We start from the raw sequence: 24,952 nt of genomic DNA on the forward strand, positions 1-24,952 counted from the left end.
CAAGACAAGCACGAGCCACTGCTGGCTTAAAATCCGCCCGCCGTCTCCTGACACAGCTGAGTCGCCAGCAGGCCGAGCGTCATCAACGCCCGCTCCGCCTCGCGGTTCCACGGAATGCCGCAATTGAGGCGGATACAGTGGTTGAATTGCTCGGTATTACTGAAGATCAGACCCGGTGCAATGCTGATGCCCTGCTGCAAGGCGCGGACATGCAATTCCTGGGTGTTGACCCTGCCCGGCAAGCTTACCCACAAGATGAAACCGCCCGTGGGCCGGGTCATTTGCGTGCCTTCGGGGAAGTACTGCTGCACTGCCAGCTGGAAGGCGCTGAGGTTTTTCCGGTATTCCTGGCGGATGTACCGTAAATGCCGGTCATAACCACCGTTTTCCAGATAAGCGGCGATCGCCATCTGCGTCACGCTGCAGGCCGAATGGGTGCTGAAGGTCTGCAGACGCTGGATTTCCTGCTGATACTTGCCGGCAATCATCCAGCCGATGCGCACCCCCGGCGACAAGGTCTTGGAGAAGCTCGAGCAGTAGATCACCCGGTCAAGACGGTCATAGGCCTTGAGCGCCTTGGTGCGCCCCTGTTCAAACATCAACTCGCCATAGATGTCGTCTTCGACGATCTGGATGTCGAAGTCCGACGCCAGGCGTAACAGCTGTTTCTGGCGCTCCTCCGGCATGGTCCCGCCCAGTGGATTGCTAAGGCGAGTGGTCAGCACCAGGGCCTTGATCGACCACTGGTTGGCGGCCAGTTGCAATGCTTCGAGGCTCATGCCGGTAGCGGGATCGCTGGGGATTTCGATGACTTTCAGACCGAGCAGATCGGCCAGTTGCAACAGCCCATAATAGGTCGGCGATTCGGCGGCGATCAGATCGCCCGGACGGGTCAGCACCCGCAACGACATCTGCAAGGCATCGACGCAGCCGTGAGTGATCACCACTTCCGACGGGTCGATGACCACGCCAGCGTCGCGCATGCGGATCGCCACCTGCCGGCGCAGCGGCTCGAAGCCGGGGCTGAACATGTAGCTGAACGCCCGTGGGCTATGGAAGCGCGTGACCTTGGCCAGTTGCTGATGCAGTGCGCGCACCGGCAGATAATCGACGCTTGGCACCGCAGCGCCGAGCGGGAAGACGCCTTCACGGCGTGACTCGACCAGAACCTGCTGAATGATGCTGCTGCGGGTGACCAATCCCGGCCGCTCGACCCGGGCAATGTCGGGCGTCGGCGCGGTCAGGGCGGGCGTCTGGTGGACGTAATAACCGGATTGCGGGCGCGCCCGAATCAGCCCCTGATCTTCGAGGTTGGCGTAAGCCTGCAACACCGTGGCATGGCTGACGTTGAGCTGCGAACTCATCTTGCGCACCGACGGCACGCGTTCTCCCGGTTGATAGACGCCACGACGGATGTCTTCGGCCAGTTGCTGAGCAATACGTTGGTAGAGCAAGAGATTGGTCATGACGCAGCACTCGATTTCACGGGCATTTTATTCTTGTGTGAAACAATACCGGAACAGTTTAGAAGTGTACTGGGACAGTTGCCACATTACTCGACCATACAGTGCGGTGTCTGCCCCCGACTGTACGGATTTGCGAGCCATTCGACAGACGTAAAAAAGCCCGGCACTGCATGACAGGCCGGGCTTTCCAGAGACGCAACCCTCAGCGGGCGGCGCCGAGCTGGCCTTTTTCATCGGAGAAGACAATTTCCACGCGACGGTTCTGTGCCCGCCCGCGCTCGGAAGCGTTGGCGTCCACCGGGTATTCGTCGCCGTAGCCTTCGACCTGAATGCGTTTGTCGTCGATGCCCAGGTCCATCAGCACGTCGGCCACCGCTTGCGCGCGATCGCGGGACAGCTTGAGGTTTTCCTGCTTGCCGCCGGTGCTGTCGGTGTAACCCTCGATGCGCACCACGCGTTTGGGATTCAGTTGCAGGAACTGGACGATCTTCAGCACGACACGGTTGGCCGAATTCTTCAGCTCTGCTTCACCGGTATCGAACAGCACATCGCCGAGGGTCATCACCAGACCACGGTCGGTCTGGGTGGTGGCCAGCGCAACGATCTGCTCTTCAAGCCACTTGCCTTGCTGCTGCACGCTGAGCAACTTCGACTCACGCAAGGCCAGTTGCAGGCGCTGACGTTCCAGTTCGAGCTTGGCCGCGCGCTCCTCGTTGAGCACCTGATTGGTGTGCTCGCGGGCGATTTCGCTGTAACGCTGGCTCAGGTAGGCGTAATGCACCACGTCCGAACCGCTGCCCCAATAGGTCGACAGGCGATCGGCACGGGCCAGCGACTCACCGGCGCGGATCACGTCTTTCGGCGCGATACGCAACACGTTGGAATCTTCCTTGACCTTCTGGAAGTCGGCGCTGGCTTCTTGCAAAGCGGATTCACTGTGTTGGCCGGCGCAGCCGTACAGACTGGCGCAACCGGCGAGGATCAGACCGCCGAGCACGGTGGACTTGCGGCTCATTGGGCATCCCCCAGTTGTTTGCGCAGACGGATGATGCGGGTATTGAGCACGTTCACCTGCTCTTCGCTCTTTTGCGTCAGCACTTTGGCTTCCGCCAGACGCGCATCGAGTTCAGCCTGCTCTGACCGCATGCGTGCGTTGCGGTAAGACTCATCGGCCATGTTGCCTTTGGCGCGGTCGTATTTGGTTTCGGCCAGTTTCATTTCAGGCACTTCATCAGCGGTGGCGCCAACGGCCTTGGCCTGGGTGATGGCCTGCTCGGTCAAACGCATTTGTTCAATGGGTGCCGGATCGGTTGCGCAACCGGCCAGGGCCAGAACGGCCACAGCCGCGAAAAGAGGTCGAATACTCACTAAGAATCCCTACTGTTTTGGGGCGCTGACGGGTTGTTGCGGCTGTTGCTGCTGCGCCTTCCAGCGCTCGATATTGCGTTGCAGCGCGGCTTCCGTCAGTCCGGACGCGGGCAATTCTGTCATCTTTTTGGCCAACTGTCCGCGCAACCACGGATCGTTGCAGGCCGAGTTATGGGAAACCGCGAGGAACAGGCCCGGCCGGTCGATCGGTTGTTCGAAGGCCAACAAGTCATTGGCCATCCCCAGCGCCTGCGCGGCGGCCATGCCCGAGTAGCGGCCAGCGAGGACATATTCCACCTCGCCCAGCAGAAGTTTCTGAAAAGCCTGGGTGAGGTTGGCTGTCCGGGTCAGGGTCAGATTCTGCTCGGCGAAAGTGCCAAATGCCTGGGTCATGCGAGACTTTTCCGACAACGCGCCCGTGTGGCCGTGCAGGTCTTTGGCCTCGCTGTAAACCAGCGTCGAGCCTTTGCGGGTCCACACCAGATAATCGTTTTCCAGCAACGGCGGATGGATGTAGTCGAGGTTTTCCAGCTCATTGAGGGTCAGCGGCGCGTCGGCGAGCATGTCCATGCGCCCGCTGCGCACTTCATCAAGGGCTTGCGAGCGTTTACCGGCGTAGAGCAACTCGACTTTGATACCCAGATCCTTGGCGATCTGCTGTAACAAGTCGGCGCTGGCCCCCATCAGTTGTTTGGGATTCTGCGGGTCCTGCCACAGATACGGCGGCGCGTCCGGGCTGCCGGTGACGACGAGGCGCTCACACTTGCCGGCGGCCGCCGCCATTCCCGGCAAGAGGATCAATCCCAATAACAACCTGCGGCGCAGATCCATGGCAACACGCTCCACTCAAATGCGAGACAAAAAAAAGCCCGACCAAAAGGTCGGGCTCTTTATAAGTGAAGCCGCCGGATTAGACCAGCTTCTCCAGCTCAGGGACGGCTTCGAACAGATCCGCCACCAGGCCGTAATCGGCCACCTGGAAGATCGGTGCTTCTTCGTCCTTGTTGATCGCAACGATCACTTTGGAGTCTTTCATACCAGCCAGGTGCTGGATCGCGCCGGAGATACCGACGGCGATGTACAGCTGTGGCGCAACGATCTTGCCGGTCTGACCGACCTGCATGTCGTTCGGGACGAAACCTGCGTCGACCGCAGCGCGCGAAGCACCCACGGCTGCGCCCAGCTTGTCGGCCAGGGCGTACAGGTGTTTGAAGTTGTCGCCGTTCTGCATGCCGCGGCCGCCGGAAACGACGATCTTGGCAGCGGTCAGTTCCGGACGATCGGACTTGGCCAGCTCTTCGTTGACGAAGCTGGAAGTGCCGGCGTTGTGCGCAGCAGCAACGGCTTCAACAGCAGCCGAACCACCTTCAGCGGCAACCGGGTCGAAACCGGTGGCACGCACGGTGATCACTTTGATCGCAGCGGTCGACTGTACGGTAGCGATGGCGTTACCGGCGTAGATCGGACGCTTGAAGGTGTCAGCGCTTTCTACCGAGATGATCTCGGAGATCTGGTCAACGTCCAGCTGCGCGGCAACGCGTGGCAGGATGTTTTTGCCGTTGGAAGTAGCGGCAGCCAGGATGTGGCTGTAGCTCTTGCCCAGTTCGGCAACCAGCGGCGCAACGTTTTCCGGCAGCTGATGCGCGTAAGCGGCATTGTCAGCGTTCAGGACTTTGCTCACGCCCGCGATTTTCGCAGCGGCTTCAGCCACGGCGCCAGCGCCTTGACCTGCAACCAGAACGTGGACATCGCCGCCGATTTTGGCAGCAGCAGCCACGGTGTTCAGTGTGGCCGGGGCCAGCACTTTGTTGTCGTGTTCAGCAATAACCAAGATAGTCATTTAGATTACCTTCGCTTCGTTTTTCAGTTTCTCGACCAGTTCAGCCACCGACTTGACCTTGATACCTGCGCTGCGTGCAGCCGGCGCTTCGACTTTCAGGGTCTTGTTGGTAGAGGCGGTGGAAACGCCCAAAGCGTCCGGAGTCAGCACTTCGAGAGGCTTCTTCTTGGCTTTCATGATGTTTGGCAGGGACGCGTAGCGCGGCTCGTTCAAACGCAGGTCGGTGGTGACGATCGCTGGCAGTTTCAGGGAAACGGTCTGCGCGCCGCCGTCGATTTCGCGGGTCACGGCAACGCTGTCGCCGGAGACTTCGACTTTCGAGGCGAACGTGCCCTGACCGTAGCCGCTCAGTGCTGCGAGCATCTGGCCGGTCTGGTTGTTGTCGCTGTCGATCGCTTGCTTGCCCAGGATCACCAGTTGCGGCTGTTCCTTATCGACCACAGCCTTGAGCAGCTTGGCCACGGCCAGCGAAGTCAGGTCTTCAGCCGATTCGACGAGGATGGCGCGGTCGGCACCCAGGGCCAGTGCGGTACGCAGCTGTTCCTGAGCGGTGGACGGGCCGATGGAGACGACGACGATTTCAGTCGCAACGCCTTTCTCTTTCAGGCGTACGGCTTCTTCCACTGCGATTTCGCAGAACGGGTTCATCGACATCTTGACGTTGGCGAGATCGACGCCGGAATTGTCCGCCTTGACGCGAACCTTGACGTTGTAATCCACAACGCGTTTGACAGCTACAAGAACCTTCATGGATTCCTCGTTACTCTCCGGTGAAAAGAAAGTCGCCTAGGCGAACCTGGCGGTTGATGCTCATCAGGCTAAAGGGCACCTCTAAAAACGCCGACGTGGGTGCGGGGTGATTTCACTTTATGAACAGCCCTGACCGTTCGTCAGGGGTGACCGACCAGTCATTGCTCTTCACGCCATGTAAACTGCGCGCCGGACCTGCACTGCGCATCACCTTCTACGGCCTGTGCCCTGTCTTTAGAGGTGCTCTTGAAACCGCCAGTCTGCCTACGACGAGCGCAAAACCGCTCGTATCTTGACCGGAACGCCTATTCCGGTCAATACAGCAAAATGACCATTCATAAGCCGCGCTTCTTTGATTTCTCTGGGCTGGAGCCGATTCAAACAAACGTTTGTATTGGACGCTGAGAGTGGTGTAGATATAATGCGCCGCCTAGAGAGAAAGGTGGTTTGCCCATTATTACCCTTGACGTTAACGTAAAGGCAATAACGGATGCGTCACCGAACCTCCAAATTAGAAAAAAAACTGTTGAGCCTTGAGTAGGAGATAGCCTGTGGAACGCGAATACATGGAATTCGACGTGGTCATCGTCGGTGCCGGCCCCGCTGGCCTGTCCGCCGCCTGCCGTCTGAAGCAGAAGGCCGCCGAAGCCGGTAAGGAAATCAGCGTCTGCGTGGTCGAAAAAGGCTCCGAAGTCGGCGCACACATCCTGTCCGGTGCCGTGTTCGAACCACGTGCTCTGAATGAACTGTTCCCGGACTGGAAAGCACTCGGCGCCCCGCTGAACACTCCGGTTACCCGCGACGATATTTTCGTCCTGAAAAACGCCGACAGCGCGCAGAAAATTCCTGACTTCTTTGTGCCCAAGACCATGCACAACGAAGGCAACTACATTATTTCCCTGGGCAACCTGTGCCGCTGGCTGGCCCAGCAGGCCGAGAACCTGGGCGTGGAAATCTACCCGGGCTTCGCCGCTCAGGAAGCACTGATCGACGAGCAAGGCGTGGTTCGCGGGATCATCACCGGTGATCTGGGCGTCGACCGCGAAGGCAACCCGAAAGAAGGCCTGTACACCCCAGGCATGGAACTGCGTGGCAAGTACACGCTGTTCGCCGAAGGCTGCCGTGGCCACATCGGCAAGCAACTGATCAAGCGCTTCAACCTCGACAGCGATGCCGACGCCCAGCACTACGGCATCGGCCTGAAAGAAATCTGGGAAATCGACCCGGCCAAACATCAGCCAGGCCTGGTGGTCCACACTGCCGGCTGGCCGCTGGACATCATGGGCACCGAAAACACCGGCGGCTCGTTCCTCTATCACCTGGAAAACAATCAGGTGGTGGTCGGACTGATTGTTGACCTGTCCTACAGCAACACCTACCTGTCGCCGTTCGACGAGTTCCAGCGCCTCAAGCATCACCCGGTGCTGGCTCAGTATCTGGAAGGCGGCAAGCGCGTCAGCTACGGCGCCCGTGCGATCTGCAAAGGCGGCCTGAACTCGCTGCCGAAAATGGTCTTCAAGGGCGGTGCGCTGATCGGTTGCGACCTCGGCACCCTGAACTTCGCCAAGATCAAGGGCAGCCACACCGCGATGAAGTCCGGCATGCTCGCCGCTGAGTCGGTGGCTGACGCCCTGTTCGCCGAGAAAGATGGCACCGAAGAGCTGACCACCTACGTCGACGCTTTCAAGAAGAGCTGGCTGTACGACGAACTGTTCGCCAGCCGTAACTTCGGGCCGGCGATCCACAAATTCGGCGCCATTGTCGGCGGTGGTTTCAACTGGCTGGACCAGAACATCTTCGGCGGCAAACTGCCGTTCACCCTGCACGACACCAAGCCGGACTACGCATGCCTGAAGCTGGCCGCCGACTGCAAGAAGATCGACTATCCGAAGCCGGACGGCAAACTCAGCTTCGACAAACTGAGCTCGGTGTTCATCTCCGGTACCAACCACGAAGAAGAGCAGCCGTGCCACCTGAAGCTGACCGACCCGAGCATCCCGATCAGCAAGAACCTGCCGCTGTACGACGAACCGGCGCAGCGCTACTGCCCGGCCGGCGTGTATGAAGTGATCACCAAGGAAGACGGCGAGAAGCGTTTCCAGATCAACGCCCAGAACTGCGTGCACTGCAAGACCTGTGACATCAAGGACCCTTCGCAGAACATCACCTGGGTCACGCCGGAAGGCGCTGGTGGCCCGACTTACCCGAACATGTAAGTCGTACCGCTGAACAACGAGGCTCCCGAAATGGGGGCCTTTTTGTTGCCCATGATTTCTGTTTCAACACTCCTACAAGGGATCCGCGCAGACTCAGGCCACGCGTTCGTCGCCAGGGCTGCGCTCGAAGTAACGCTTGTACTCGCGACTGAACTGCGACGTGCTCTGATACCCCACCCGATGCGCCACCTGCGCCACGCCCAGCCCTTCCGCCACCAGCAACGTCTGCGCCTTGAGCAATCGCAAGCGCTTCAGGTACTGCACCGGCGACAGCAACGTGCTGCGTTTGAAGTGCTCGTGAAAGGACGAAACACTCATGTTCGCGCAACTGGCCAGGGTCTCGACATTCAACGGTTCGGTGTAATGCGCATGCAGGTGACTGATCGACGCAGCGACCCGGGCAAACTGTCCCTGCTGCTCCACCAGTGCACGCAACACATCGGCCTGCGGCCCGCGCAGTGCGGTGAACAACAATTCGCGCACCCGCGCCGGTCCGAGAATCTGGCGCTCCAGCGGATCGTGCAGGCAGCGCAGCAAGCGCTCGACACAGCCGCGCATGTCATCATCGAGCACCACCGAGGTCATCGACTCCGGTGTCTGCGCCGGAATGTGCCGCCCCGGCGCCAGCCCCATGGCCAGCACCAACTCGCCAAGCAGCACCCGGTCGATGGCCACCGACACGCCCAGCAACGGCGCATCGGGCAAGGCAAAGGTTTCGCACTCGAACGGCACCGGCAGCGCCTGAATCAGATAGTGCCCGGCGCCGTACTCCATAGTGCGCGGGCCGAGAAACGCCAGTTTGCTGCCCTGAGCGATGATCATCAGGCTCGGCTCATAAATATGCGGGCCACGCGCCACGTCGCAACTGGCGCGCAAGACCTGCACGCCCGGCAGCCCGGTCTGGCTGTAACCGTCGCAAAGCGCCAGCGGCTCGATCAGCGAAACCAGCGTGGCATTGGCATCAAGATGGCGGGTCAACTGCATCGGAGGGGTCTTCAAAAAAGTCACGGAAAAAGGCATGCAAGCATCATCGCAGATCCTTTTGCCCATGCGCTCGCCGAAACCTGCATGCCGGAGGATTAGGCATGAGACCCGGAGGAATCGTCATGGCCGCCGCGACAGACGACGCCCAGAATGCGCCACCTCACCTGTCACTGCTTCTGCGAGGTTATTCATGTACACCGCTATCGGTTATGCCGCTCAATCGGCCACCACTCCCCTCGCCCCGATGAAATTCGAACGCCGCAGCCCTCGCGCTGACGACGTGGCGATCGAGATCCTGTATTGCGGCGTCTGCCACTCCGACATCCACCAGGCCCGCAACGAATGGGGCATCGCTGTGTATCCGCTGATGCCCGGCCACGAGATCGTCGGAAAAGTCACCGCCGTCGGTGCGAACGTCACCCAACATAAAGTCGGAGATCTGGTCGGCGTTGGCTGCATGGTCGACTCCTGCCGCACCTGCGCCGCCTGCCAGCAGAACCTCGAGCAATACTGCCTCGAAGGCCCGACCATGACTTACGCCACCCCGGACCGGGTCGACGGCAGCAACACCATGGGCGGCTATTCGGACAGCATCGTCGTCAGCGAGCACTTCGTGGTACGCATCCCGGAAAAACTCGACCTGGCCAGCGCCGCGCCGATCCTCTGCGCCGGCATCACCACCTACTCGCCGCTCAAGCACTACGGCGTGAAGGCCGGTGACAAGGTCGGGATCCTCGGCATGGGCGGCCTTGGCCACATGGGCATCAAATTCGCCAAGGCCCTGGGCGCGGAAGTGACGTTGTTCACCCGTTCGGCGAGCAAGGCCGAAGAAGGTCGTCGTCAGGGTGCCGATCATGTGATCGTCTCCACCGATGCCGAACAGATGGCTGCCGCCGCAGGCCAGTTCGATTTCCTGCTGGACACCATTCCGGTGCAGCACGACCTCAACCCGTACCTGCAAACCCTGCGCTTTGATGGCGTGCATATTCTGGTGGGACTGATCGAGCCGATCGACCCGCCGGTGCATGCCGCCAACCTGGTGCTGGGCCGTCGCGTGCTGGCCGGTTCGTTGATCGGCGGCATCGCCGAAACCCAGGAAGTGCTGGATTTCTGCGCCGAGCACAACATCACCTGCGACATCGAAATGCTCGACATCCGCCAGATCAACGAGGCTTACGCGCGGATGATCGCCGGCGACGTGAAATACCGCTTCGTGATCGACATGGCGACGCTCAAGGTTTAAGCCCTCACACCTTCAAGCCAAGCTCCGCCGACAGCCGGGCTGTGACCCCTTTGATCAGGGGGATCAGCTCGGCCATTTTTTCCAGCGGCATGTACGGCACGGTGCTGGCGATGCTGATCGCCGCCACAATGCGCTTGCTCGCATCACGAATCGGTGCCGCCACGCAGCGGATCGACGGTTCGTTGTCCTCCAGATCGAAAGCGTAGCCGCCGGCCACGTAATCGGTCATGCGCTGCTCAAGCTGTTCCCACGATTGCTGGGGATGTTGCGGCCAGAACTGACTTTTCCCACCCGCCGGCAGGCTGATGTCGTACAGGCGCTGCCAGTCTTGCGGCGAGTCATCGAGCATCAACGCCTTGCCGATCCCGGTTCGCGCCAGCGGCATGCGATGGCCGACCCGCGAACGCATTTCCGGGCCATTGCGCCCCGGATTCTTCAGCAGATACAGCACCTCGTCACCTTCACGAATACCCAGATGCACGGTGTCCCCGGTCAGCGCCGACAACTCGTCCAGATACGGCCCGGCCAGACTCACCAGCGGCAACTCTTCGCGTGCCTGAAACCCCAGCTCGATCAGCTTCGGCCCCAGCAGATAACCCACTTGCGGGACCACGCGCAGGTAGCGCTCATCCACCAGACAACTGGCCAAGCGATGGGTGGTGCTGCGCGTGGTGCCGATCAGCCGGGCAATCTCTTTCAGATCGCGGGCGCCACTGGCCACCGCCTGCACCACGCCCAGGCCGCGAAGCAGTGTCTGAGTGCCGGTGGGTGCGGCGTCCTTGGTTTTTTCCGGGGCGTCTTCCTGCATATCCAGCCTTTACCGTTGAGCGAGGGAACGGGCGGCATTATGGTCGCCCGAGGCGGAGCACTACAACTCGATACGTTCGACCTTGCCCACCAGCAGCACGTAGGACAACGCACCGATCAACGCCAGAACCGCGATGTAGGTGATTGCCGGGGCGAACGAATCACCGCTGGCGAGGAAACCGATGACAATCGGCGTGGCAATTGCCGACAGGTTGCCGATGAAGTTGAACACCCCGCCGGTCAAACCGAGCAAACGTGCCGGAGCGAGGGTCGAAACCAGCGACCAGGTGATCGACGCCAGCCCGTTGCCGAAAAACGCCAGCGCTAGGAAGGCAATCACCAGCGGTGTCGATTCAACGAAATTGGCGCCGATGATCGAGGTGGAAATCAGCAGCCCGCCAATGATCGGCAACTTGCGCGCAAACCCGACGCTGCAGCCACGCCGAATCAACAAGTCGGAAAAGAACCCCGAGCACAGAACACCGACGAAAGCAGCCAGAAATGGCAGCGACGCCAGCAGGCCGGACTTGATGAAGTCCATGCCGCGATATTTCACCAGATAGGTCGGGAACCACGTGAGGAAGAACCACAGCGTCGAGTTCAGGCAGAACTGGCCGAGGTAGATGCCCCACAACTTGCGCTTGGTCAGGACGATACCCAGATCAGTCCAGCTGAACCTGGCTTTGACCTTGGCCGTCTCCTGCTGAATATCGACCAGCCCTCCGCCCTCACGAATCAGGTCGATTTCGCCTTGGTTGACGCCTTTGAAGTCTCGTGGCTCGCGATACACCGCGTACCAGATCGCCGCCCAGACAATCCCCGCCGCACCGGTGGCGACGAACACCATGTGCCAGCCGAACTCATGTTGCAGCCAGGCCAGTACCGGGGTCAGAAACGCCAGCCCGACAAACTGCCCCGACGTGTAAAAACCAATCGCCGTGGCCCGCTCGCGCTCAGGAAACCAGGTCGTCACCACACGGCTATTGATCGGATAAGCCGGCGCTTCCAGCGCGCCGACCGCCATGCGCAGCACAAACAGCGCAATGAAGCTGGCTGCAAAGCCGAGCATCACCGTGGCCAGCGACCACAGCAGCAACGCGACGCTATAAAGAATGCGCGGCGGCACGCGATCGACCAGCCAGCCGCCGGGGATTTGCATCGCGGCGTAGGTCCAGCCGAACGCCGAGAAAATCAGCCCGACGTGAACCGGATCAATGCCCAGTTCGCTGGTCAGCGCGGGCGCGGCAATCGACAGATTGCTGCGATCGAGGTAGTTGATGACCACGGTGATGAACAGCAGCACCATGATGAAAAACCGCTTGCGGCTGGGCGTGACTAAAGACGCCTGCCCGGTGAGGGTTTGCGGTGGCATGGGGGGTGCCTCTTCTTATGATTATTTGAGGTCGGCCTATGGCCTGCACTGCACCCTGTGGGAGCGAGCTTGCTCGCGAAGACGGCGGCACATCCTGCATCAATCTGACTGACCTGCCGCATTCGCGAGCAAGCTCGCTCCCACAGGGGGGGTGGTGTGTCAGAGACAAATCACCACTCGGCAAAACTGCCATCGGCATGGCGCCAGATCGGGTTACGCCAGCGGTGGCCGACGGCGGCGCGTTCGATCACATATTCCTCGTTGATCTCGATACCCAGTCCCGGCCCGTTCGGAATCTTCACGAAACCCTGGTCGTAGTCGAACACCCGTGGGTCTTTCACGTAGTCGAGCAAATCGTTGCTCTCGTTGTAATGGATGCCCAGGCTCTGCTCCTGGATAAACGCGTTGTAACAAGCCGCGTCCAATTGCAAACACGCGGCCAGCGCAATCGGTCCCAACGGGCAATGCAGCGCCAACGCCACGTCGTAGGCTTCGGCCATGTTGGCGATCTTGCGGGTCTCGGTGATGCCGCCCGCGTGGGAGGCATCCGGCTGGATGATGTCGACGTAGCCTTCACTCAACACCCGTTTAAAGTCCCAGCGCGAGAACAGCCGCTCGCCGAGAGCGATCGGCGTGCTGGTCAATGGCGCCAGCTCCTTCAATGCTTCGTAGTTTTCGCTGAGCACCGGCTCTTCGATGAACATCAGTTTGTACGGATCGAGTTCCTTCATCAGCACCTTGGCCATCGGTTTGTGCACGCGGCCATGGAAGTCGACGCCGATGCCAACGTTCGGCCCGACCGCATCACGCACGGCAGCGACGTTGGCCAGCGCCAGATCGACTTTTTCGAAGGTATCGAGGAATTGCAGTTCTTCGGTGCCGTTCATTTTCACCGCGGTGAAACCACGGCTCACCGCCTCTTTCGCCGCGCGCGCGGTGTCGGCCGGACGGTCGCCACCGATCCACGAGTACACGCGAATTTTGTCGCGCACCTGCCCACCGAGCAGGTCACTGACCGATACGCCGAGGGCCTTGCCCTTGATGTCCCACAGCGCCTGATCGATACCAGCCAGCGCACTCATGTGAATCGCGCCGCCACGGTAGAAGCCGCCGCGATACAGCACCGTCCAGATGTCCTCGATATTGCGTGGGTCTTTGCCGATCAGGTAGTCGGACAATTCTTCGACGGCAGCGGCCACGGTGTGCGCTCGACCTTCAACCACGGGTTCACCCCAACCGGTCACGCCTTCATCGGTTTCGACCTTGAGGAAGCACCAGCGCGGCGGGACGATGAAGGTGGTGAGTTTGGTGATTTTCATCTGTTTGTCTCTCTTGTTAGATGCAGCGCACGCAGCGCCAAAAAGTCTTAACCAAGCGCCTTCCACGCGGCCACGTAGGCCTCGGCGTTCACCGCCACTTGCTGCGGCGTCATGCCCGGTTTGAACAGCCCGGAACCGAGGCCGAAACCTTTCACGCCGGCGTCGATGAACGCCTGCATGTTGTCCGGCGTGATACCGCCAACCGGCGCCAGAACCGTCCCGGATGGCAACACCGCCAGCCAGGCTTTGACGACCGCCGGGCCCATCTGCTCGGCGGGGAACAGCTTGAGAATGTCTGCGCCCTCCGCCAGCGCCGCGAATGCTTCGGTCGGTGTGGCCACACCTGGCGACAGAAACAGCCCCGCCGCTTTCGCCGCGCGCAAGACCTTGGCGTCGCTGTGCGGCATGACGATCACTTGCCCGCCGGCTTCTTTCACCAACTCGACCTGTTCCGGGGTCAACACCGTGCCGGCACCGATCAGGCAATCGGCGGGCAAGGTCTTGCGCAGGATGCGGATACTTTCGTACGGCGAAGGGGAATTGAGCGGTACTTCGATGACGCGAAATCCAGCGGCATACAGGACTTCTCCGACCGCAGCGGCTTCCTGCGGATGCAGGCCACGCAGGATCGCGATCAGACCGTTTTGCGCCAATGCTTGCTTGAGCATGTCAGGCCTCCAGTCAGGGTTAACGGGATGAGGAATCGAGCAGTCCGGCGGCCAGCGCCAGTTGCCACAAACCACGCTCGGTGGCCTGCTCGGCCAGCGTCACCGCGGCGAAACCGCAGGCGTCGAGGGCACGGCTGTAACGCGCGCAGAGTTGCGCATTGCCGATGAGGATGATCGAAGGAAGCTGCGCGCTGTTGCGGCGGCGGCGCTGAACCGTGGCGAGTGCCGCCAGTTCATGACCGATCAACAGGCCGGACAAATAATCAGGTTGCGCACTGGCGCCGAGTTCGCCGGTCAGGCCCAGGGTGCGGGCACTGAATAGCGTCGATAGAACGCCCAACTCGCCGTCCACCGACAGCGCCACCTGCACGCCACGGTCGAACGCCGGGCCATCGAAAGCCGCGCCGTGCTGTTGGGTACGGCCAAGGATGCTGTGTTCGCTGAGCACGGCGAACACTTCGCCGGTCATGAAGGTATCGAAATGAGTGATGCAGCCATCGACCACCTCCACCCATTTGGAATGGCTGCCCGGCAGACCGATCAACAGATCGCCGCTCGCCTCGGCCGGCAGATTCTGCAGCACGCCGAGGACCTGGGTTTCTTCGCCGCGCATCACGTTGGGCAAGTGTGAACGCTGAATCACGCCCGGCACGATGTGCACCCGCGTGCCGCGCAGACTGACCAGTGTTTGTAGGGAATTTCCGAGATGGGCGACGTTTGCCGGTGTTTCGCAGTAGGCCGCTTCGCGCCAGCCTTGGGCGCTGCCAACCATGCCGCAGGCGATCACCGGCAGATCCGGCTGCGCGTCGAGCCAGTCGCCGCACGCGTCATCAAAGGCCAGTTCAAAACCGTCAGTGCATTCGCGACCGTTGATGACTCGCGCAGTCGCGGGCAACTGCATGATCCCGGACGCCAGCGCACGCTGCTCCAGCACCACCCCGCCCGCCGCGAGTTTGTAAGCACGTAATGAGGTCGTCCCCCAATCGAGCGCGATCAATTGCGCCTGCATCGCTTCACCTGTTTTGTTTTTGGCAGTGAGTGCGACGGACTATAGACCTCTCAGACGGTAAATCTCAATATGTAATTTTGCATCCCATATTTTGGGATTTTTCAGATTAAAAATTCTTCCTCTGCAAACCGGAGTTCATGCACATTCGGATCGAAGAAGTAGTGATGATCGTTATTTACCGAACAGATCAAAAAAATATCGTGGTGCGAGCTTCACTCCTTGAAGAAATTCGAAACCAATTTATTAAAAATACTGCGAGCCGTCTTATTATTACCCAATGGTCGTAACCCATAATATGGACACGAACTGGTCATGGTGGAAACGGCCTTCAAAGTAGGCAAGGCCGCTAAAATATGCGGCTACTCTGCAGTTCCCGGATTCATCAAATCTACACTCGGGACTTGCATGATCTTCGAGAAATACGTTTTGTAAGTAGTCGAATGAACTCTAAACACACAAGAAATGGAATCTCTGGATTTCAAAAACGGGACTAATAAATCTCCTTTGAGACGTCTTTCCTCACCCTTATCATCTACCTGCTCATCGAAAAGAACATCCGCCCTATAGATCAGTGAATCAGTTGACACTTTTTCAATGAACCCGAAACCGGATTGCTTTATACGGTGCGCCTGTGAAAAATCTTGATCGTCCGTTAACGAACATACAAGGCCCTGACCAATAGACGACTTGAACAACTGAAGCAGTTCTACGTCTGACGAAAAATAAATTTGATAAATCCCGGTACTGCGAAGCCGATCAGTCTTTGAGTACTGTAAATTAGCGATAGGCCGACCATGATTCAAAGAACACGCAGAGACCATCAGAATCATGACTGCCAACGTTATAAATCTCACAAAACGTTACTCCTTGGTCCATTTCAAAATTGATTCCCTTAAAATCTGTCGAGCTGACTTGCCACCAGGCAAAGGTCGCGCGTACATAAAGTTAGCATCCGCGTGATTGATGTCCAGCCGTCCCATTACATTCGGTCCAGCGGAGATTTCCCATTGCTCACCAAAATCCGCAACGACGTCCGATAAATTCCAATCAACTGCAGCAGCTCTGATATTCACCCAATATTCCGCTTTTGGCTGAGGAACCTGCCTGTATATCTTCGAAATACCGTAGACAATTTTTCCGTGGCCTACAGGGTCTAGGGTGACCAGCATTTTGACTTTAAATCCACGATCGGACAAAACAGCCGATAGGTGCGCGCCATTCCACCCACCCAAGCTATGACCGATAATGTAAACGGCGGTATTACAGTTTGAAATCTTACCAATTACATTATTTTCCAGATCCTCTTCACTCATGAACGCGTTATAACCAAGAGGCAAGGTAGTGCAGTACTTCTTGATTTCTAGAGCTTCGATATCTGCATCAACCATGTCTCGAACGTAATCGACGTTGTGGTTAGGGCCATCAACATAATATCTTTCCTGATCGCCCGCCCCGCCAACAAGAAATACCATTACATCCCGCAATTTTACCGATGCTTGCTTAACAGACTGATCAGTCTTACAAGTGAGCGTATGGGTAACTGGATTCCTTCTAGCTACCGGCACTTCTGGAGTGTCTGCTGTCGCACTTCCTTCTGCCATTTATCATCACTCCACAAACAAATTTATAGTTTCAGCCAAATGCGAGCTGACGGTATGGGTGAATCCCAACGCATCCGTAATTCCCGGTTCCTCACTGCCATCGCCGCGCTGAATCGTGTAGGGGTGGTAGGGCACCGGCTCTCCGGTGTCCTCATTCACCACTTGCAACCTGTCCGTAAAATGCACCGGCATCGGCAACAACCCACTAAACGCCGCCCCTCCACCACTCTGCCCAATGATCACCGTCCCCGAACCACCAACCACGACATTGCCGTGGCCACCGGTGCTATCGAGCGTGGCCGCGTTCAGGCCGTTGATGAATACGGTGCCGGAAACGGCTCCTGTAATCGGACTGCCGCACGCCGATTTATCGGTCATGCGCGCGGCGGCGAGTCCGTCGAAGAAGACGTTCGGAGAGCCGGAGGCTATCGGGTTGGTGCCATGGCCTGGCAGTGGGCAGGCGGTCGGGTCGGTGACGCGTGCAGCGGGTTTACCACTCAATTCAAAGCTCCTTGCTTCAGGGGTTCCGGGTGCGGCTGATGAATATCGATGTCGGTCGCGGCGAAGCGCCAGCGGTTGTCGACGGGGTCGAACAGGGCGTGGCGATGCTCACGGCTGTCGGGTGATGCGGCGGTTTGCAGGTGTCGCCAGGCTTCGTCGGTTTGCCAGGCCAGTTCGGCCGGCGAGGCGTCGTCGAGTTCGTTGAGCCAGGCGTTGTAGTTGCGCAGGTGATTACGCTCGTAAGTCGATTGCAGCAGCTCGGCCATTTGTGCGCCGAGGTCGAGATGATGCTGGGCCGTCCACTGGCCGATCTCGGAATAGACGTACCAGCCCATCGGCATCAACCCGCCGTCCTTGAGCAGCGAATGCCCGGCGGGGGCGACGAAACCGCAACAGACGTGCAGCGTCAGCCAGCCTTGATGAGCGTCGATAAACGCCGTCGGATCGAAGGTGCGCAGCGGTACCATGCGGTAATCGGCGAGCCCGGAACTGCGCGTCATCAACTCGGCATCAAGGCGTGACACGAACGCACGAATCGCGCTGCCGCCCCTGCGATTTGTCATGCACAGAATGTCGACCGGTTGACGCGTGGGGTTGTCGCTGGAACCCGAGTTTTTCACCAGGCCATACAGACGCATTGACGCCCGTAGTCCGCTCATCGCCGGTCACTCGTTGACGCTGCGAAGGCTCCACGGGCGTGGAGAAATTTTGCCAGAGGCATTGCAGGTGTCGTCCGTGATCGCGCAAAAATGGCGCGTAGAGTGCCGGACTAGAGGGCTGGCGACAATCAAATCAGCACGGGGTCGCCAACATTGTTGTTCAGCCCTCGGCGAACTCGCGCAACACTTTGCCGTCCATGCGATAGCGCACCCATTCTTCCTGCGGCTGCGCGCCGAGGGATTTGTAAAAGTCGATGGCCGGGGTGTTCCACTCCAGCACGCTCCACTCGAAACGGCCGCAGTCGTTGTCGCAGGCGATTTTCGCCAAGTGGCGCAACAGGGTTTTGCCGGCGCCGCCGCCACGTTGTTCCGGGGTGATGTAGAGGTCTTCGAGGTACAGGCAGTTGCTGCCGAGCCAGGTCGAATAGCTGAAGAAGAACACCGCGAAGCCGATCGGCAAGCCGTCGCGCAGGCAGATCAGACCGTGGGCGGTAGCGCCTTCGCTGAACAGGCTGCGCTCGATGTCGGTGACGCTGGCGATCACTTCGTGGCGGGCCTTTTCGAAATCTGCCAGTTCGGTGATGAAGGCGAGGATTTGCGGAGCATCGCTGGGGGTCGCCGGGCGGATTTCGATCGTCATGGACGGGCCTTGTCGGAAATGGAAAGCGCCATACTAAAGCTGCATGGCTTTTGTGGCGAGGCAGGTTGCTCCCGCTGGGTTGCGCGCGGCCCCAATTCCATCCAATGTGATCTATCAGACAGGGCTTGTTTTCCAGGTTTTGCGACTGCCGCGCAGTCGCGCGGAACGGCGCGACGATTCAACAAGCTCCCTCGCCACAGAAGCTCAACTCAACTGAAAGAACACTTATGTCTGCCAACGCTTTTACCCCTCTGACCATCCTCGCCCGCGAATTGCTGCCCCACGCCCTCGAACCCTCCGAAGACGGCGCCCATGACCTCGCCCACCTGCAACGGGTCTGGCACAACGTACGCACCTTGCAGGCCGAGGAAGGTGGAGACCTGGAAGTGTTGCTCGCCGCCGTGCTGCTGCACGATTGCGTGTCCGTGGAAAAGAACTCGCCGCTGCGCTCACAGGCTTCGCGTCTTGCCGCAAAGAAAGCCGCCAATGTGCTGGCCGGGCTGGACTGGCCCGAAAGCAAGATCAGCAGCGTCGCCCACGCCATCGAAGCCCACAGCTTTTCCGCCAACATCAGCCCGCTCACGCTTGAGGCAAAAATCGTCCAGGACGCCGACCGGCTCGACTCATTGGGCATGCTCGGCGTTGCTCGCACGTTCTACGTCGCCGGGCGCATGGGTTCGGCGCTGTATGACCCACATGATCCCGAAGCAAAAGAGCGCGACTACGACGACATGCGCTTTTGCCTCGACCACTTCCAGACCAAACTGCTGCACCTGGCCGAGGGCTTCCAGACCGCTGCCGGTCAAGGTCTGGCGCAGATCCGCCATCAACGCCTGAAGGGTTTCATGGAGCAGTTCAAGGAGGAAATCGACATCGGTTGATCGTCCTGCGACTCGACCGTTCGTCGTTAATCAGGCACCAATCGGACAAGAGGGCAGACCAACGACAGGTAAGGATTTCAATCACTGGAGACGCCCTATGATCCCGTCAAGGTTGACTGCCCTCGTTTTCGCCGCCCTGCTGAGTCCCGCGGTTTTTGCCGCTTCTACCACCGCAGCGGGCACCGGCCCCACCGATCCGACTCCGGCTCCGCGAGCCCCCGTTATCAACAGTGCCCCCGGCATGAACACCGATGGTTCCGGTGTTCCGTTGATCAACCAGCCACCGGCCACCGGCACCGACCCACGCACCCAAGGCAGCGATCCCGGCCGCCAGGGTGGCATGAACACCCCTGACTCCCCCGCTACACCCGATAACGCCGGCCACGGCATCGGCTCGAAAACCACCACCGGTGGTTCGGGCTCCGAAGGCGGCAGTCAGTAGTTCGCCGACGCGAGCGTCCTGTTCACATCCATGAAGAGGTAACCATGAACGTCGATAAAAACCTGGAAAAAGAAGTCCTCACCCGCCTGTTGCACGCTCACCCCAGTGGTCTGGGCAAGGAGGTGCTGGACAATTACCGCGGCGAAAAAGTCGTCGCCAGCGCCCTCGCCGCCCTGCAGGATCGCGGATTGATCCACCATGGTCATGTGACCTGCAACGAGGCCGGCGAACACTCGTTGAACCTGCCGATCAAGCTCAGCGCGGCCGGGGTTGAAGCGGCGCGAAAGCTCGACGACGCGGCGCGGTGATTGTGTGAACGCGTGATCATGCCGGTGCTGCCGCACGCTGCGATCTTTTGATTTTCCGGATCAACAGATCGCAGCCTGCGGCAGCAGTTCACCATCAAAACCTGTGGGAGCTGGCTTGCCCGCGATAGCGACAAATCAGTCGCAGAGTGACTCGCGGATAAACGCATCGACTTCAGCAGCCTCCGGCGAAGTCGCCGGCCCCCACCGGGTCACCGCCAGAGCCGCCGCTGCATTCGCCCTGCGTGCCGCCTCATGCGCGTTCACTCCCTGCGCCAACCCTGCGACAAATACCCCGGCGTGCGCATCCCCAGCACCATTGCTGTCCAGCGCTTTAACGACAAACCCCGGCACATGCCGGCGCTCGCCATGCTGTTGAATCCAGCAGCCTTGCGGACCGTCGCGGACCACCATCAATACGTCTTTGGGTAGATGCTCAGAGAGACGATCAAGTGCTGATGCAATCTCTTCAGCGCCGGTAAACCGCAGCGCTTCGACACTGTTGCTGGTCCACACGTCGATGCGCGGCAACAGCGCCTGCATCAGCGGTGAGTCCGGTGATTCGACCAAAGGCCCCGGATCGAACACTACGTTGATCGTATCCGGTAAGGCCAACGTCCAGTCGAGCAACGCCTGCGCCTTGCCTTCATGCAGCAAGCTGTAGCCGCTGAGATAAACGTAATCGCCTGCCTCCGCCGCAACGCTGTTCAGATCCTCCGCCGTCACCTCACCTTCAGCGCCGATATAGGAAATGAAACTGCGCTCAGCTGACGCATCGGTCAGTGCCACGCAAATCCCGGTGTCGCGTGGCGCAGGCGTCTGGATGCCGATATGAATGCCTTCGTCATTCATCGCCTGACGCGCCAGGTCACCGAAGCGCCCGGAGCCATGGCGACCGAGATAAACCACTGGCAAGCCATTGCGCACGGCAGCGGCCATCACGTTGAAACCGCCGCCGGCTTCGAAACCGGCCGATTGCGCCAGCACATCACCGCCGACCTGCGGCAATTTTTCCACGGCCATGACCAAGTCGATGATGACCTGGCCGGTGTGCAACATCTTAGGCATGAGCACGCTCGACTTGCGCAGCGCGGCGGTCTTTCGCCCCGCCGAGGACGAAATAAATGCCACCGGCCACCACGAAGGTCACGATCCAGCCCAGACCGTTGTGGCCCAGCCACGAGTCGGACAGAAAGCCCTTGAACCAGACGTTCTCGGCAGTGGTGCCAATGGTGGTGAAACTGAAGCCGAGCACGATGGCAATCGCCCACGCGCCGAACGCGCGCCATTCGATGCCGCCGCGATACCAGTAAGCGCTGCTCGGGCTGACGTCGAGCAGGTCTTTGGGGCTGTAGTAGTGGCGGTGAATCAGATCAACCACGAAGATCCCGACCCACGCGGTGATTGGCACTGCCAGCAGGGAAATGAAGGTGATGAACGGGCCGTAGAAGCTATCCGCAATCAGCATGAAGTAGATCGAACCGGCGAAGATCGCGACGATGTCCACCACCACTGCGTAGACGCGTTTGACTTTGAGGCCGAGGGTCAGCGTGGTCAGGCCGGCGGAGTACACCGACAGGTTGTTCGACAGCAGCAGGCCGCCGAATGCAGTGATCAGGTATGGCACGGCCATCCACGTCGGCAGCATGTCGCGGATCGCCACGATCGGGTCAGTCGCCGACGCCAGATCATTGTTGCCTACCGACAACAGGCCGCCGAGGGTAATCAGCAGCACCAGCGGAATCCCGGCGCCGAACGCGGCAGACGCCACCAGACGCACGGCTTTGACGCTGCGGTGCTGATAGCGCGACATGTCGGCACCGGCGTTGGCCCAGCCGATCCCGGTGCCGGCAGCCATGGTGCCGATACCGATGATCATTGCGCTCAGCGGCGCCGGGGTGGCGTTGAACACCGCGCTCCAGTCGATGGTCGCGCAGAGAAAACCGCCGACCAGGATGTTCAGCGCGCCGAACACATAAGTCGCCCACTTCTGGATCACCAGCAGGGTGGCGTGGCCGAGGCCGGAAACCGACAGGGTCAGCAGGACGAAAATCGCGATGAAGATCAGCGTCAGCACTGGCGCACTCTTCGCTTCCACCGGCGAGCCGAACAGGATCGAACACAGCGACAGCAACACGAATGCCGCCGTGGTGGTGTTGACGGTTTCCCAGCCCAGCCGCGACATCAGTGAGACCAGCGTCGGGCCAATGTTGCCGCGCACACCGAAGATCGCTCGCGACAAGGTCAGGCTCGGCGCACGGCCACGACGGCCAGCGATCGAGATGATCCCCACCACCGCGAACGAACCGGCTGCGCCGACAATCGCAACGATGATCGCCTGCCAGATCGCCAGCCCGCGAAACGCGACGAGCGTGGCGCCCAGCGGCAGACCGAGAATGGAAATGTTGGCGGCGAACCAGACCCAGAACAGTTGCAGCGGATGGCCGTTGCACTCGGCTTCCGGCACGGGTTCGATACCCCGGGTCTCCAGTTGTCCGGCGCTTTGCCCGGCGTTTGATGAACTCATGAACTGTGCTCCTGTTTGCCTTTATTGTGGTTGTGGCAATGATGCAGAACGACAAGACATCCCGGCCGTCCTCGGCCTGTCTGCGCGATCCATTGCGGGTTGAAAATTCGATTATGCGGTGCGCCTATCGCTGGCAAGCCAGCTCCCACAGGTTCAAAGTTAACCTTGAGACAGGCCCAATCCCTGTGGAAGCTGGCTTGCCAGCGATGGCGTCAGCCCCGTCAACGCAGGGCCAACAGCCCCTGCACCAACGGCTCAAGCTCCAGATGATTGACCGCTTTCACCGTGGCAATCATCGGCACCGGCCAGCTCTCAAGGCCCAGGCAGGCCCCGAGCATGGCGCCGAGAATCGCCGCGATGGTGTCGGTGTCACCGCCCAGGCTGGCGGCCATGCACAATGCATCGAACGCGCTCATCTCGCCGACCGCCACTTGCTGCGCCAGGGCGAACGACACCACCACCGATTCCTGCGACGCCACCGACGTGCCGATCACGTCGTACAGCAAGTCCGCCAACAACGCCTTGTCACTGTCGACGCTGATGCTGCGCGCCCAACTGATCCGCGAAGCGATACGCCCACCGGCGACCCAGTGCCCGTGCGCTTCGGCCTGTTGCGCAATCTGCTGTCCGAGGTTCAGCGCTTCGCCAAGGTCCATGCCGTTGATCCCGGCCGAGACCACCGCTGCCACCGCCGCGGCACTGGAAATCCCCAGCGTGGTGTTGTGGGTGACCTGACAGGCCTGTACCACGGCGGCGATGAAGCGCTGGGGCTCGGCGACGTCCGCCGCGATCCCTACCGGAGTAATGCGCATCGCTGCGCCGTTGGTGGTGCCGTAGCGCCCGGCCTCTTCGGCCGAATGCCCGGCGAGGATCATCTCGATGGCACGTTTGGTCGAGGGTCCGAGCAAATCCTGCGACCCCTTGGCCTGCATTTCGGCTTCCCACTCGATCAGACGCTGCGCGAGGATCGCCGGCTCGATGCGGCCCTTGCCTTCGATCAGCAACTCACCGACCAGAATCGCCTGTTCGGTGTCATCGGTGATCGACCCCTTGGGCATATTGGCGGCGATCGGTTGCAAGGGACCGGCGTCCTGCAGATCGGTGATCCGGCCGAAGCGGGTCTTGATCGTTTCGCGGTTCAGCGACTGCGTCGGCATGCCCAGCGCATCACCGAGGGCCAGGCCGTAAAACGCACCGAGGGCACGGTTGAACGCGGTCATTTCGATTCTCCAAACTGCAGGTGCAGGCGGAAATGCACCGGATCGAGCAAGCTTTCGACCTGCTCCATGAAACGGTTCTGCCGGTCGTAGGTGGTGCGCAAGGCTTTGAGGAAAACGGTGCCCACCGGACGACCGAGCAATTCGGCGTCCACGGCACTCAGCGGTTCGGCGCCGATCCACTGATCGCCGCGCTCGCCGATGTAGCCATAGGCAGCCAGGGTGATGGTCAGGGAATTGTCGATCAGACCGACGCGCGGCAGGCTTTCCAGGCCGCCGGTGGCCGGCATCAACGAGCGTTCAAGAGACACCAGCGTGCCGTCATTGGAGCGCCGGCGACGGTCGAGGGTGATGAATTGGTCGGTGCCGAAACGCGAGAGCAGGTCTGGCCGGGTCACGGCTTCGAGGCGCAGCACTTCGGTGTTGATCAGCACGCCGCTGTCGGCCAGCGCCTGCGCCCAGCCACTGCGCTGGTCGAGCACTACACCGTCGAACGTGACGATCGAGCCGACCCCGCTTTGCGTGGCGATGTAATTGCGCCGCTTCAGTTCGGCCAGCGCTTCACGCAGCGTGCCACGGCTGACCTTGAATTCTTGAGCCAACTGATGCTCCCCGGGCAACAGAAAGCCGTCCTCCATGAGGCCGCTTTCGATGCGCCGGACGAGTTCGTCGACCACCCGTTGTTTCTTGTCAAATCGTACCTGTCTAATCATGTACAAATTGATACCCGAAACGGATGCGGGCGAGCAAGTTAAATTTAGGGGGGCGGACAAAAGGCGAGAAGATCAAAAGCCCCTCACCCTAGCCCTCTCCCGGAGGGAGAGGGAACTGAATGGGGGATATTTGGGAGATACATCGACCTGAAAGTGGCTTACCGAATCCATAATTGGCCCAATCTTTCAGGTCGATGCATGACGAATCCATAATCGACGAGAACTCTCAGGTCGACGGATTACGCAAGACACCTCGGTCGGCCCCTCTCTGGCCCTCTCCCGGAGGAAAAGGGAACTGAATGGGGGATATTTGGGAGATACATCGACCTGAAAGTGGCTTACCGAATCCATAATTGCCCCAATCTTTCAGGTCGATGCATGACGCAAAACACCTCGGTCGGCCCCCTATCTGACCCTCTCCCGG

25 protein-coding genes are annotated in these 24,952 nt (G+C 60.0%); 5 read left to right on the forward strand and 20 right to left on the reverse strand.

Annotation, left to right across the window (positions count from 1 at the left end; genetic code table 11):
• Positions 1–26: 26 nt before the first annotated feature.
• The 6 genes from HV782_RS20985 to HV782_RS21010 all read right to left on the reverse strand — a co-directional run bounded on the left by HV782_RS20985 (position 27) and on the right by HV782_RS21010 (position 5,424).
• Positions 27–1,466: an aminotransferase-like domain-containing protein gene (locus HV782_RS20985; protein ID WP_123466720.1), complete on the reverse strand. Its 1,440-nt coding sequence runs from the start codon at positions 1,464–1,466 to the stop codon at positions 27–29.
• A 202-nt stretch (positions 1,467–1,668) separates the two neighbouring features.
• Positions 1,669–2,481, reverse strand: coding sequence for an OmpA family protein (locus HV782_RS20990; RefSeq protein WP_123466722.1), 813 nt, complete (start codon positions 2,479–2,481; stop codon positions 1,669–1,671).
• On the reverse strand, positions 2,478–2,834 hold the full coding sequence (locus HV782_RS20995) for a DUF4398 domain-containing protein (RefSeq protein WP_123466724.1): 357 nt from the start codon (positions 2,832–2,834) through the stop codon (positions 2,478–2,480). The genes HV782_RS20990 and HV782_RS20995 overlap by 4 nt, the downstream gene beginning before the upstream one ends.
• A gap of 9 nt (positions 2,835–2,843) precedes the next feature.
• A complete protein-coding gene (locus tag HV782_RS21000) occupies positions 2,844–3,665 on the reverse strand; it encodes a substrate-binding periplasmic protein (protein ID WP_128615061.1) in 822 nt (273 codons plus the stop codon).
• 79 nt (positions 3,666–3,744) lie between these two features.
• On the reverse strand, positions 3,745–4,674 hold the full coding sequence (locus HV782_RS21005; RefSeq protein ID WP_123466728.1) for an electron transfer flavoprotein subunit alpha/FixB family protein: 930 nt from the start codon (positions 4,672–4,674) through the stop codon (positions 3,745–3,747).
• Entirely contained in the window at positions 4,675–5,424 is a 750-nt protein-coding gene (locus tag HV782_RS21010) for an electron transfer flavoprotein subunit beta/FixA family protein (protein ID WP_003226982.1), read from the reverse strand.
• Between the two features lie 551 nt (positions 5,425–5,975).
• On the opposite strand from HV782_RS21010, the gene HV782_RS21015 reads away from it, so the two are divergent.
• Positions 5,976–7,640 (forward strand): electron transfer flavoprotein-ubiquinone oxidoreductase, encoded by a 1,665-nt coding sequence (locus HV782_RS21015; protein WP_186744905.1) that lies wholly within the window; start codon positions 5,976–5,978, stop codon positions 7,638–7,640.
• A 93-nt stretch (positions 7,641–7,733) separates the two neighbouring features.
• On the opposite strand, the gene HV782_RS21020 is transcribed toward HV782_RS21015, so the two are convergent.
• A complete protein-coding gene (locus HV782_RS21020; protein ID WP_007961974.1) occupies positions 7,734–8,624 on the reverse strand; it encodes an AraC family transcriptional regulator in 891 nt (296 codons plus the stop codon).
• Between the two features lie 190 nt (positions 8,625–8,814).
• On the opposite strand from HV782_RS21020, the gene HV782_RS21025 reads away from it, so the two are divergent.
• Positions 8,815–9,867, forward strand: a complete 1,053-nt coding sequence (locus tag HV782_RS21025) for an NAD(P)-dependent alcohol dehydrogenase (protein WP_186744907.1) — start codon at positions 8,815–8,817, stop codon at positions 9,865–9,867.
• A 4-nt stretch (positions 9,868–9,871) separates the two neighbouring features.
• Here the strand turns inward: HV782_RS21025 and HV782_RS21030 are convergent, their stop codons facing one another.
• From HV782_RS21030 to HV782_RS21070, 9 genes are all read right to left on the reverse strand, one after another.
• Positions 9,872–10,675, reverse strand: coding sequence for an IclR family transcriptional regulator (locus HV782_RS21030; protein ID WP_186744909.1), 804 nt, complete (start codon positions 10,673–10,675; stop codon positions 9,872–9,874).
• Between the two features lie 60 nt (positions 10,676–10,735).
• A complete protein-coding gene (locus HV782_RS21035; RefSeq protein ID WP_186744911.1) occupies positions 10,736–12,046 on the reverse strand; it encodes an MFS transporter in 1,311 nt (436 codons plus the stop codon).
• Positions 12,047–12,216: 170 nt separating this feature from the next.
• On the reverse strand, positions 12,217–13,365 hold the full coding sequence (gene dgoD, locus HV782_RS21040) for a galactonate dehydratase (RefSeq protein WP_016770960.1): 1,149 nt from the start codon (positions 13,363–13,365) through the stop codon (positions 12,217–12,219).
• A gap of 47 nt (positions 13,366–13,412) precedes the next feature.
• The gene (locus tag HV782_RS21045; protein ID WP_186744913.1) at positions 13,413–14,033 is read right to left on the reverse strand and encodes a 2-dehydro-3-deoxy-6-phosphogalactonate aldolase; all 621 of its coding nucleotides are present in this window, start codon (positions 14,031–14,033) and stop codon (positions 13,413–13,415) included.
• Between the two features lie 19 nt (positions 14,034–14,052).
• Positions 14,053–15,042: a 2-dehydro-3-deoxygalactonokinase gene (locus HV782_RS21050; RefSeq protein ID WP_186744916.1), complete on the reverse strand. Its 990-nt coding sequence runs from the start codon at positions 15,040–15,042 to the stop codon at positions 14,053–14,055.
• A gap of 860 nt (positions 15,043–15,902) precedes the next feature.
• Positions 15,903–16,643 (reverse strand): alpha/beta hydrolase, encoded by a 741-nt coding sequence (locus tag HV782_RS21055; protein WP_128616075.1) that lies wholly within the window; start codon positions 16,641–16,643, stop codon positions 15,903–15,905.
• 6 nt (positions 16,644–16,649) lie between these two features.
• Positions 16,650–17,144: a PAAR domain-containing protein gene (locus tag HV782_RS21060; protein WP_122842539.1), complete on the reverse strand. Its 495-nt coding sequence runs from the start codon at positions 17,142–17,144 to the stop codon at positions 16,650–16,652.
• Positions 17,141–17,803: a hypothetical protein gene (locus HV782_RS21065; RefSeq protein ID WP_186744918.1), complete on the reverse strand. Its 663-nt coding sequence runs from the start codon at positions 17,801–17,803 to the stop codon at positions 17,141–17,143. Before HV782_RS21065 ends, HV782_RS21060 begins: the two co-directional genes overlap by 4 nt.
• A gap of 160 nt (positions 17,804–17,963) precedes the next feature.
• Positions 17,964–18,443: a GNAT family N-acetyltransferase gene (locus HV782_RS21070; protein WP_123466742.1), complete on the reverse strand. Its 480-nt coding sequence runs from the start codon at positions 18,441–18,443 to the stop codon at positions 17,964–17,966.
• Between the two features lie 227 nt (positions 18,444–18,670).
• Here HV782_RS21070 and HV782_RS21075 point away from each other — a divergent pair, with 227 nt between their 5' ends.
• From HV782_RS21075 to HV782_RS21085, 3 genes are all read left to right on the forward strand, one after another.
• Positions 18,671–19,324, forward strand: a complete 654-nt coding sequence (locus HV782_RS21075) for an HD domain-containing protein (RefSeq protein ID WP_186744920.1) — start codon at positions 18,671–18,673, stop codon at positions 19,322–19,324.
• A gap of 97 nt (positions 19,325–19,421) precedes the next feature.
• A complete protein-coding gene (locus HV782_RS21080; protein ID WP_128614936.1) occupies positions 19,422–19,766 on the forward strand; it encodes a hypothetical protein in 345 nt (114 codons plus the stop codon).
• Between the two features lie 44 nt (positions 19,767–19,810).
• A complete protein-coding gene (locus tag HV782_RS21085) occupies positions 19,811–20,074 on the forward strand; it encodes a hypothetical protein (protein ID WP_186744922.1) in 264 nt (87 codons plus the stop codon).
• 135 nt (positions 20,075–20,209) lie between these two features.
• Here the strand turns inward: HV782_RS21085 and HV782_RS21090 are convergent, their stop codons facing one another.
• The 4 genes from HV782_RS21090 to HV782_RS21105 all read right to left on the reverse strand — a co-directional run bounded on the left by HV782_RS21090 (position 20,210) and on the right by HV782_RS21105 (position 24,528).
• A complete protein-coding gene (locus HV782_RS21090) occupies positions 20,210–21,139 on the reverse strand; it encodes a PfkB family carbohydrate kinase (RefSeq protein WP_186744924.1) in 930 nt (309 codons plus the stop codon).
• Positions 21,132–22,598, reverse strand: coding sequence for a purine-cytosine permease family protein (locus HV782_RS21095; protein ID WP_123466752.1), 1,467 nt, complete (start codon positions 22,596–22,598; stop codon positions 21,132–21,134). Before HV782_RS21095 ends, HV782_RS21090 begins: the two co-directional genes overlap by 8 nt.
• Before the next feature lie 221 nt (positions 22,599–22,819).
• Positions 22,820–23,818, reverse strand: coding sequence for an ADP-ribosylglycohydrolase family protein (locus HV782_RS21100; RefSeq protein ID WP_123466754.1), 999 nt, complete (start codon positions 23,816–23,818; stop codon positions 22,820–22,822).
• Positions 23,815–24,528, reverse strand: a complete 714-nt coding sequence (locus tag HV782_RS21105) for a GntR family transcriptional regulator (RefSeq protein ID WP_128615499.1) — start codon at positions 24,526–24,528, stop codon at positions 23,815–23,817. Before HV782_RS21105 ends, HV782_RS21100 begins: the two co-directional genes overlap by 4 nt.
• Positions 24,529–24,952 lie beyond the last annotated feature (424 nt).

Origin of the sequence: Pseudomonas monsensis (assembly GCF_014268495.2) — a bacterium.
Lineage (GTDB): Bacteria > Pseudomonadota > Gammaproteobacteria > Pseudomonadales > Pseudomonadaceae > Aquipseudomonas > Aquipseudomonas monsensis.

What these genes read in the sequence shown, in the direction of transcription:
- HV782_RS20985 (WP_123466720.1), bottom strand. Translation starts at nt 1,466, where the DNA reads ATGACCAATCTCTTGCTCTACCAACGTATTGCTCAGCAACTGGCCGAA.
- HV782_RS20990 (WP_123466722.1), bottom strand. Translation starts at nt 2,481, where the DNA reads ATGAGCCGCAAGTCCACCGTGCTCGGCGGTCTGATCCTCGCCGGTTGC.
- HV782_RS21000 (WP_128615061.1), bottom strand. Translation starts at nt 3,665, where the DNA reads ATGGATCTGCGCCGCAGGTTGTTATTGGGATTGATCCTCTTGCCGGGA.
- HV782_RS21005 (WP_123466728.1), bottom strand. Translation starts at nt 4,674, where the DNA reads ATGACTATCTTGGTTATTGCTGAACACGACAACAAAGTGCTGGCCCCG.
- HV782_RS21010 (WP_003226982.1), bottom strand. Translation starts at nt 5,424, where the DNA reads ATGAAGGTTCTTGTAGCTGTCAAACGCGTTGTGGATTACAACGTCAAG.
- HV782_RS21020 (WP_007961974.1), bottom strand. Translation starts at nt 8,624, where the DNA reads ATGCAGTTGACCCGCCATCTTGATGCCAATGCCACGCTGGTTTCGCTG.
- HV782_RS21025 (WP_186744907.1), top strand. Translation starts at nt 8,815, where the DNA reads ATGTACACCGCTATCGGTTATGCCGCTCAATCGGCCACCACTCCCCTC.
- HV782_RS21030 (WP_186744909.1), bottom strand. Translation starts at nt 10,675, where the DNA reads ATGCAGGAAGACGCCCCGGAAAAAACCAAGGACGCCGCACCCACCGGC.
- HV782_RS21035 (WP_186744911.1), bottom strand. Translation starts at nt 12,046, where the DNA reads ATGCCACCGCAAACCCTCACCGGGCAGGCGTCTTTAGTCACGCCCAGC.
- dgoD (WP_016770960.1), bottom strand. Translation starts at nt 13,365, where the DNA reads ATGAAAATCACCAAACTCACCACCTTCATCGTCCCGCCGCGCTGGTGC.
- HV782_RS21045 (WP_186744913.1), bottom strand. Translation starts at nt 14,033, where the DNA reads ATGCTCAAGCAAGCATTGGCGCAAAACGGTCTGATCGCGATCCTGCGT.
- HV782_RS21050 (WP_186744916.1), bottom strand. Translation starts at nt 15,042, where the DNA reads ATGCAGGCGCAATTGATCGCGCTCGATTGGGGGACGACCTCATTACGT.
- HV782_RS21055 (WP_128616075.1), bottom strand. Translation starts at nt 16,643, where the DNA reads ATGGCAGAAGGAAGTGCGACAGCAGACACTCCAGAAGTGCCGGTAGCT.
- HV782_RS21065 (WP_186744918.1), bottom strand. Translation starts at nt 17,803, where the DNA reads ATGAGCGGACTACGGGCGTCAATGCGTCTGTATGGCCTGGTGAAAAAC.
- HV782_RS21070 (WP_123466742.1), bottom strand. Translation starts at nt 18,443, where the DNA reads ATGACGATCGAAATCCGCCCGGCGACCCCCAGCGATGCTCCGCAAATC.
- HV782_RS21075 (WP_186744920.1), top strand. Translation starts at nt 18,671, where the DNA reads ATGTCTGCCAACGCTTTTACCCCTCTGACCATCCTCGCCCGCGAATTG.
- HV782_RS21080 (WP_128614936.1), top strand. Translation starts at nt 19,422, where the DNA reads ATGATCCCGTCAAGGTTGACTGCCCTCGTTTTCGCCGCCCTGCTGAGT.
- HV782_RS21085 (WP_186744922.1), top strand. Translation starts at nt 19,811, where the DNA reads ATGAACGTCGATAAAAACCTGGAAAAAGAAGTCCTCACCCGCCTGTTG.
- HV782_RS21090 (WP_186744924.1), bottom strand. Translation starts at nt 21,139, where the DNA reads ATGCCTAAGATGTTGCACACCGGCCAGGTCATCATCGACTTGGTCATG.
- HV782_RS21095 (WP_123466752.1), bottom strand. Translation starts at nt 22,598, where the DNA reads ATGAGTTCATCAAACGCCGGGCAAAGCGCCGGACAACTGGAGACCCGG.
- HV782_RS21100 (WP_123466754.1), bottom strand. Translation starts at nt 23,818, where the DNA reads ATGACCGCGTTCAACCGTGCCCTCGGTGCGTTTTACGGCCTGGCCCTC.
- HV782_RS21105 (WP_128615499.1), bottom strand. Translation starts at nt 24,528, where the DNA reads ATGATTAGACAGGTACGATTTGACAAGAAACAACGGGTGGTCGACGAA.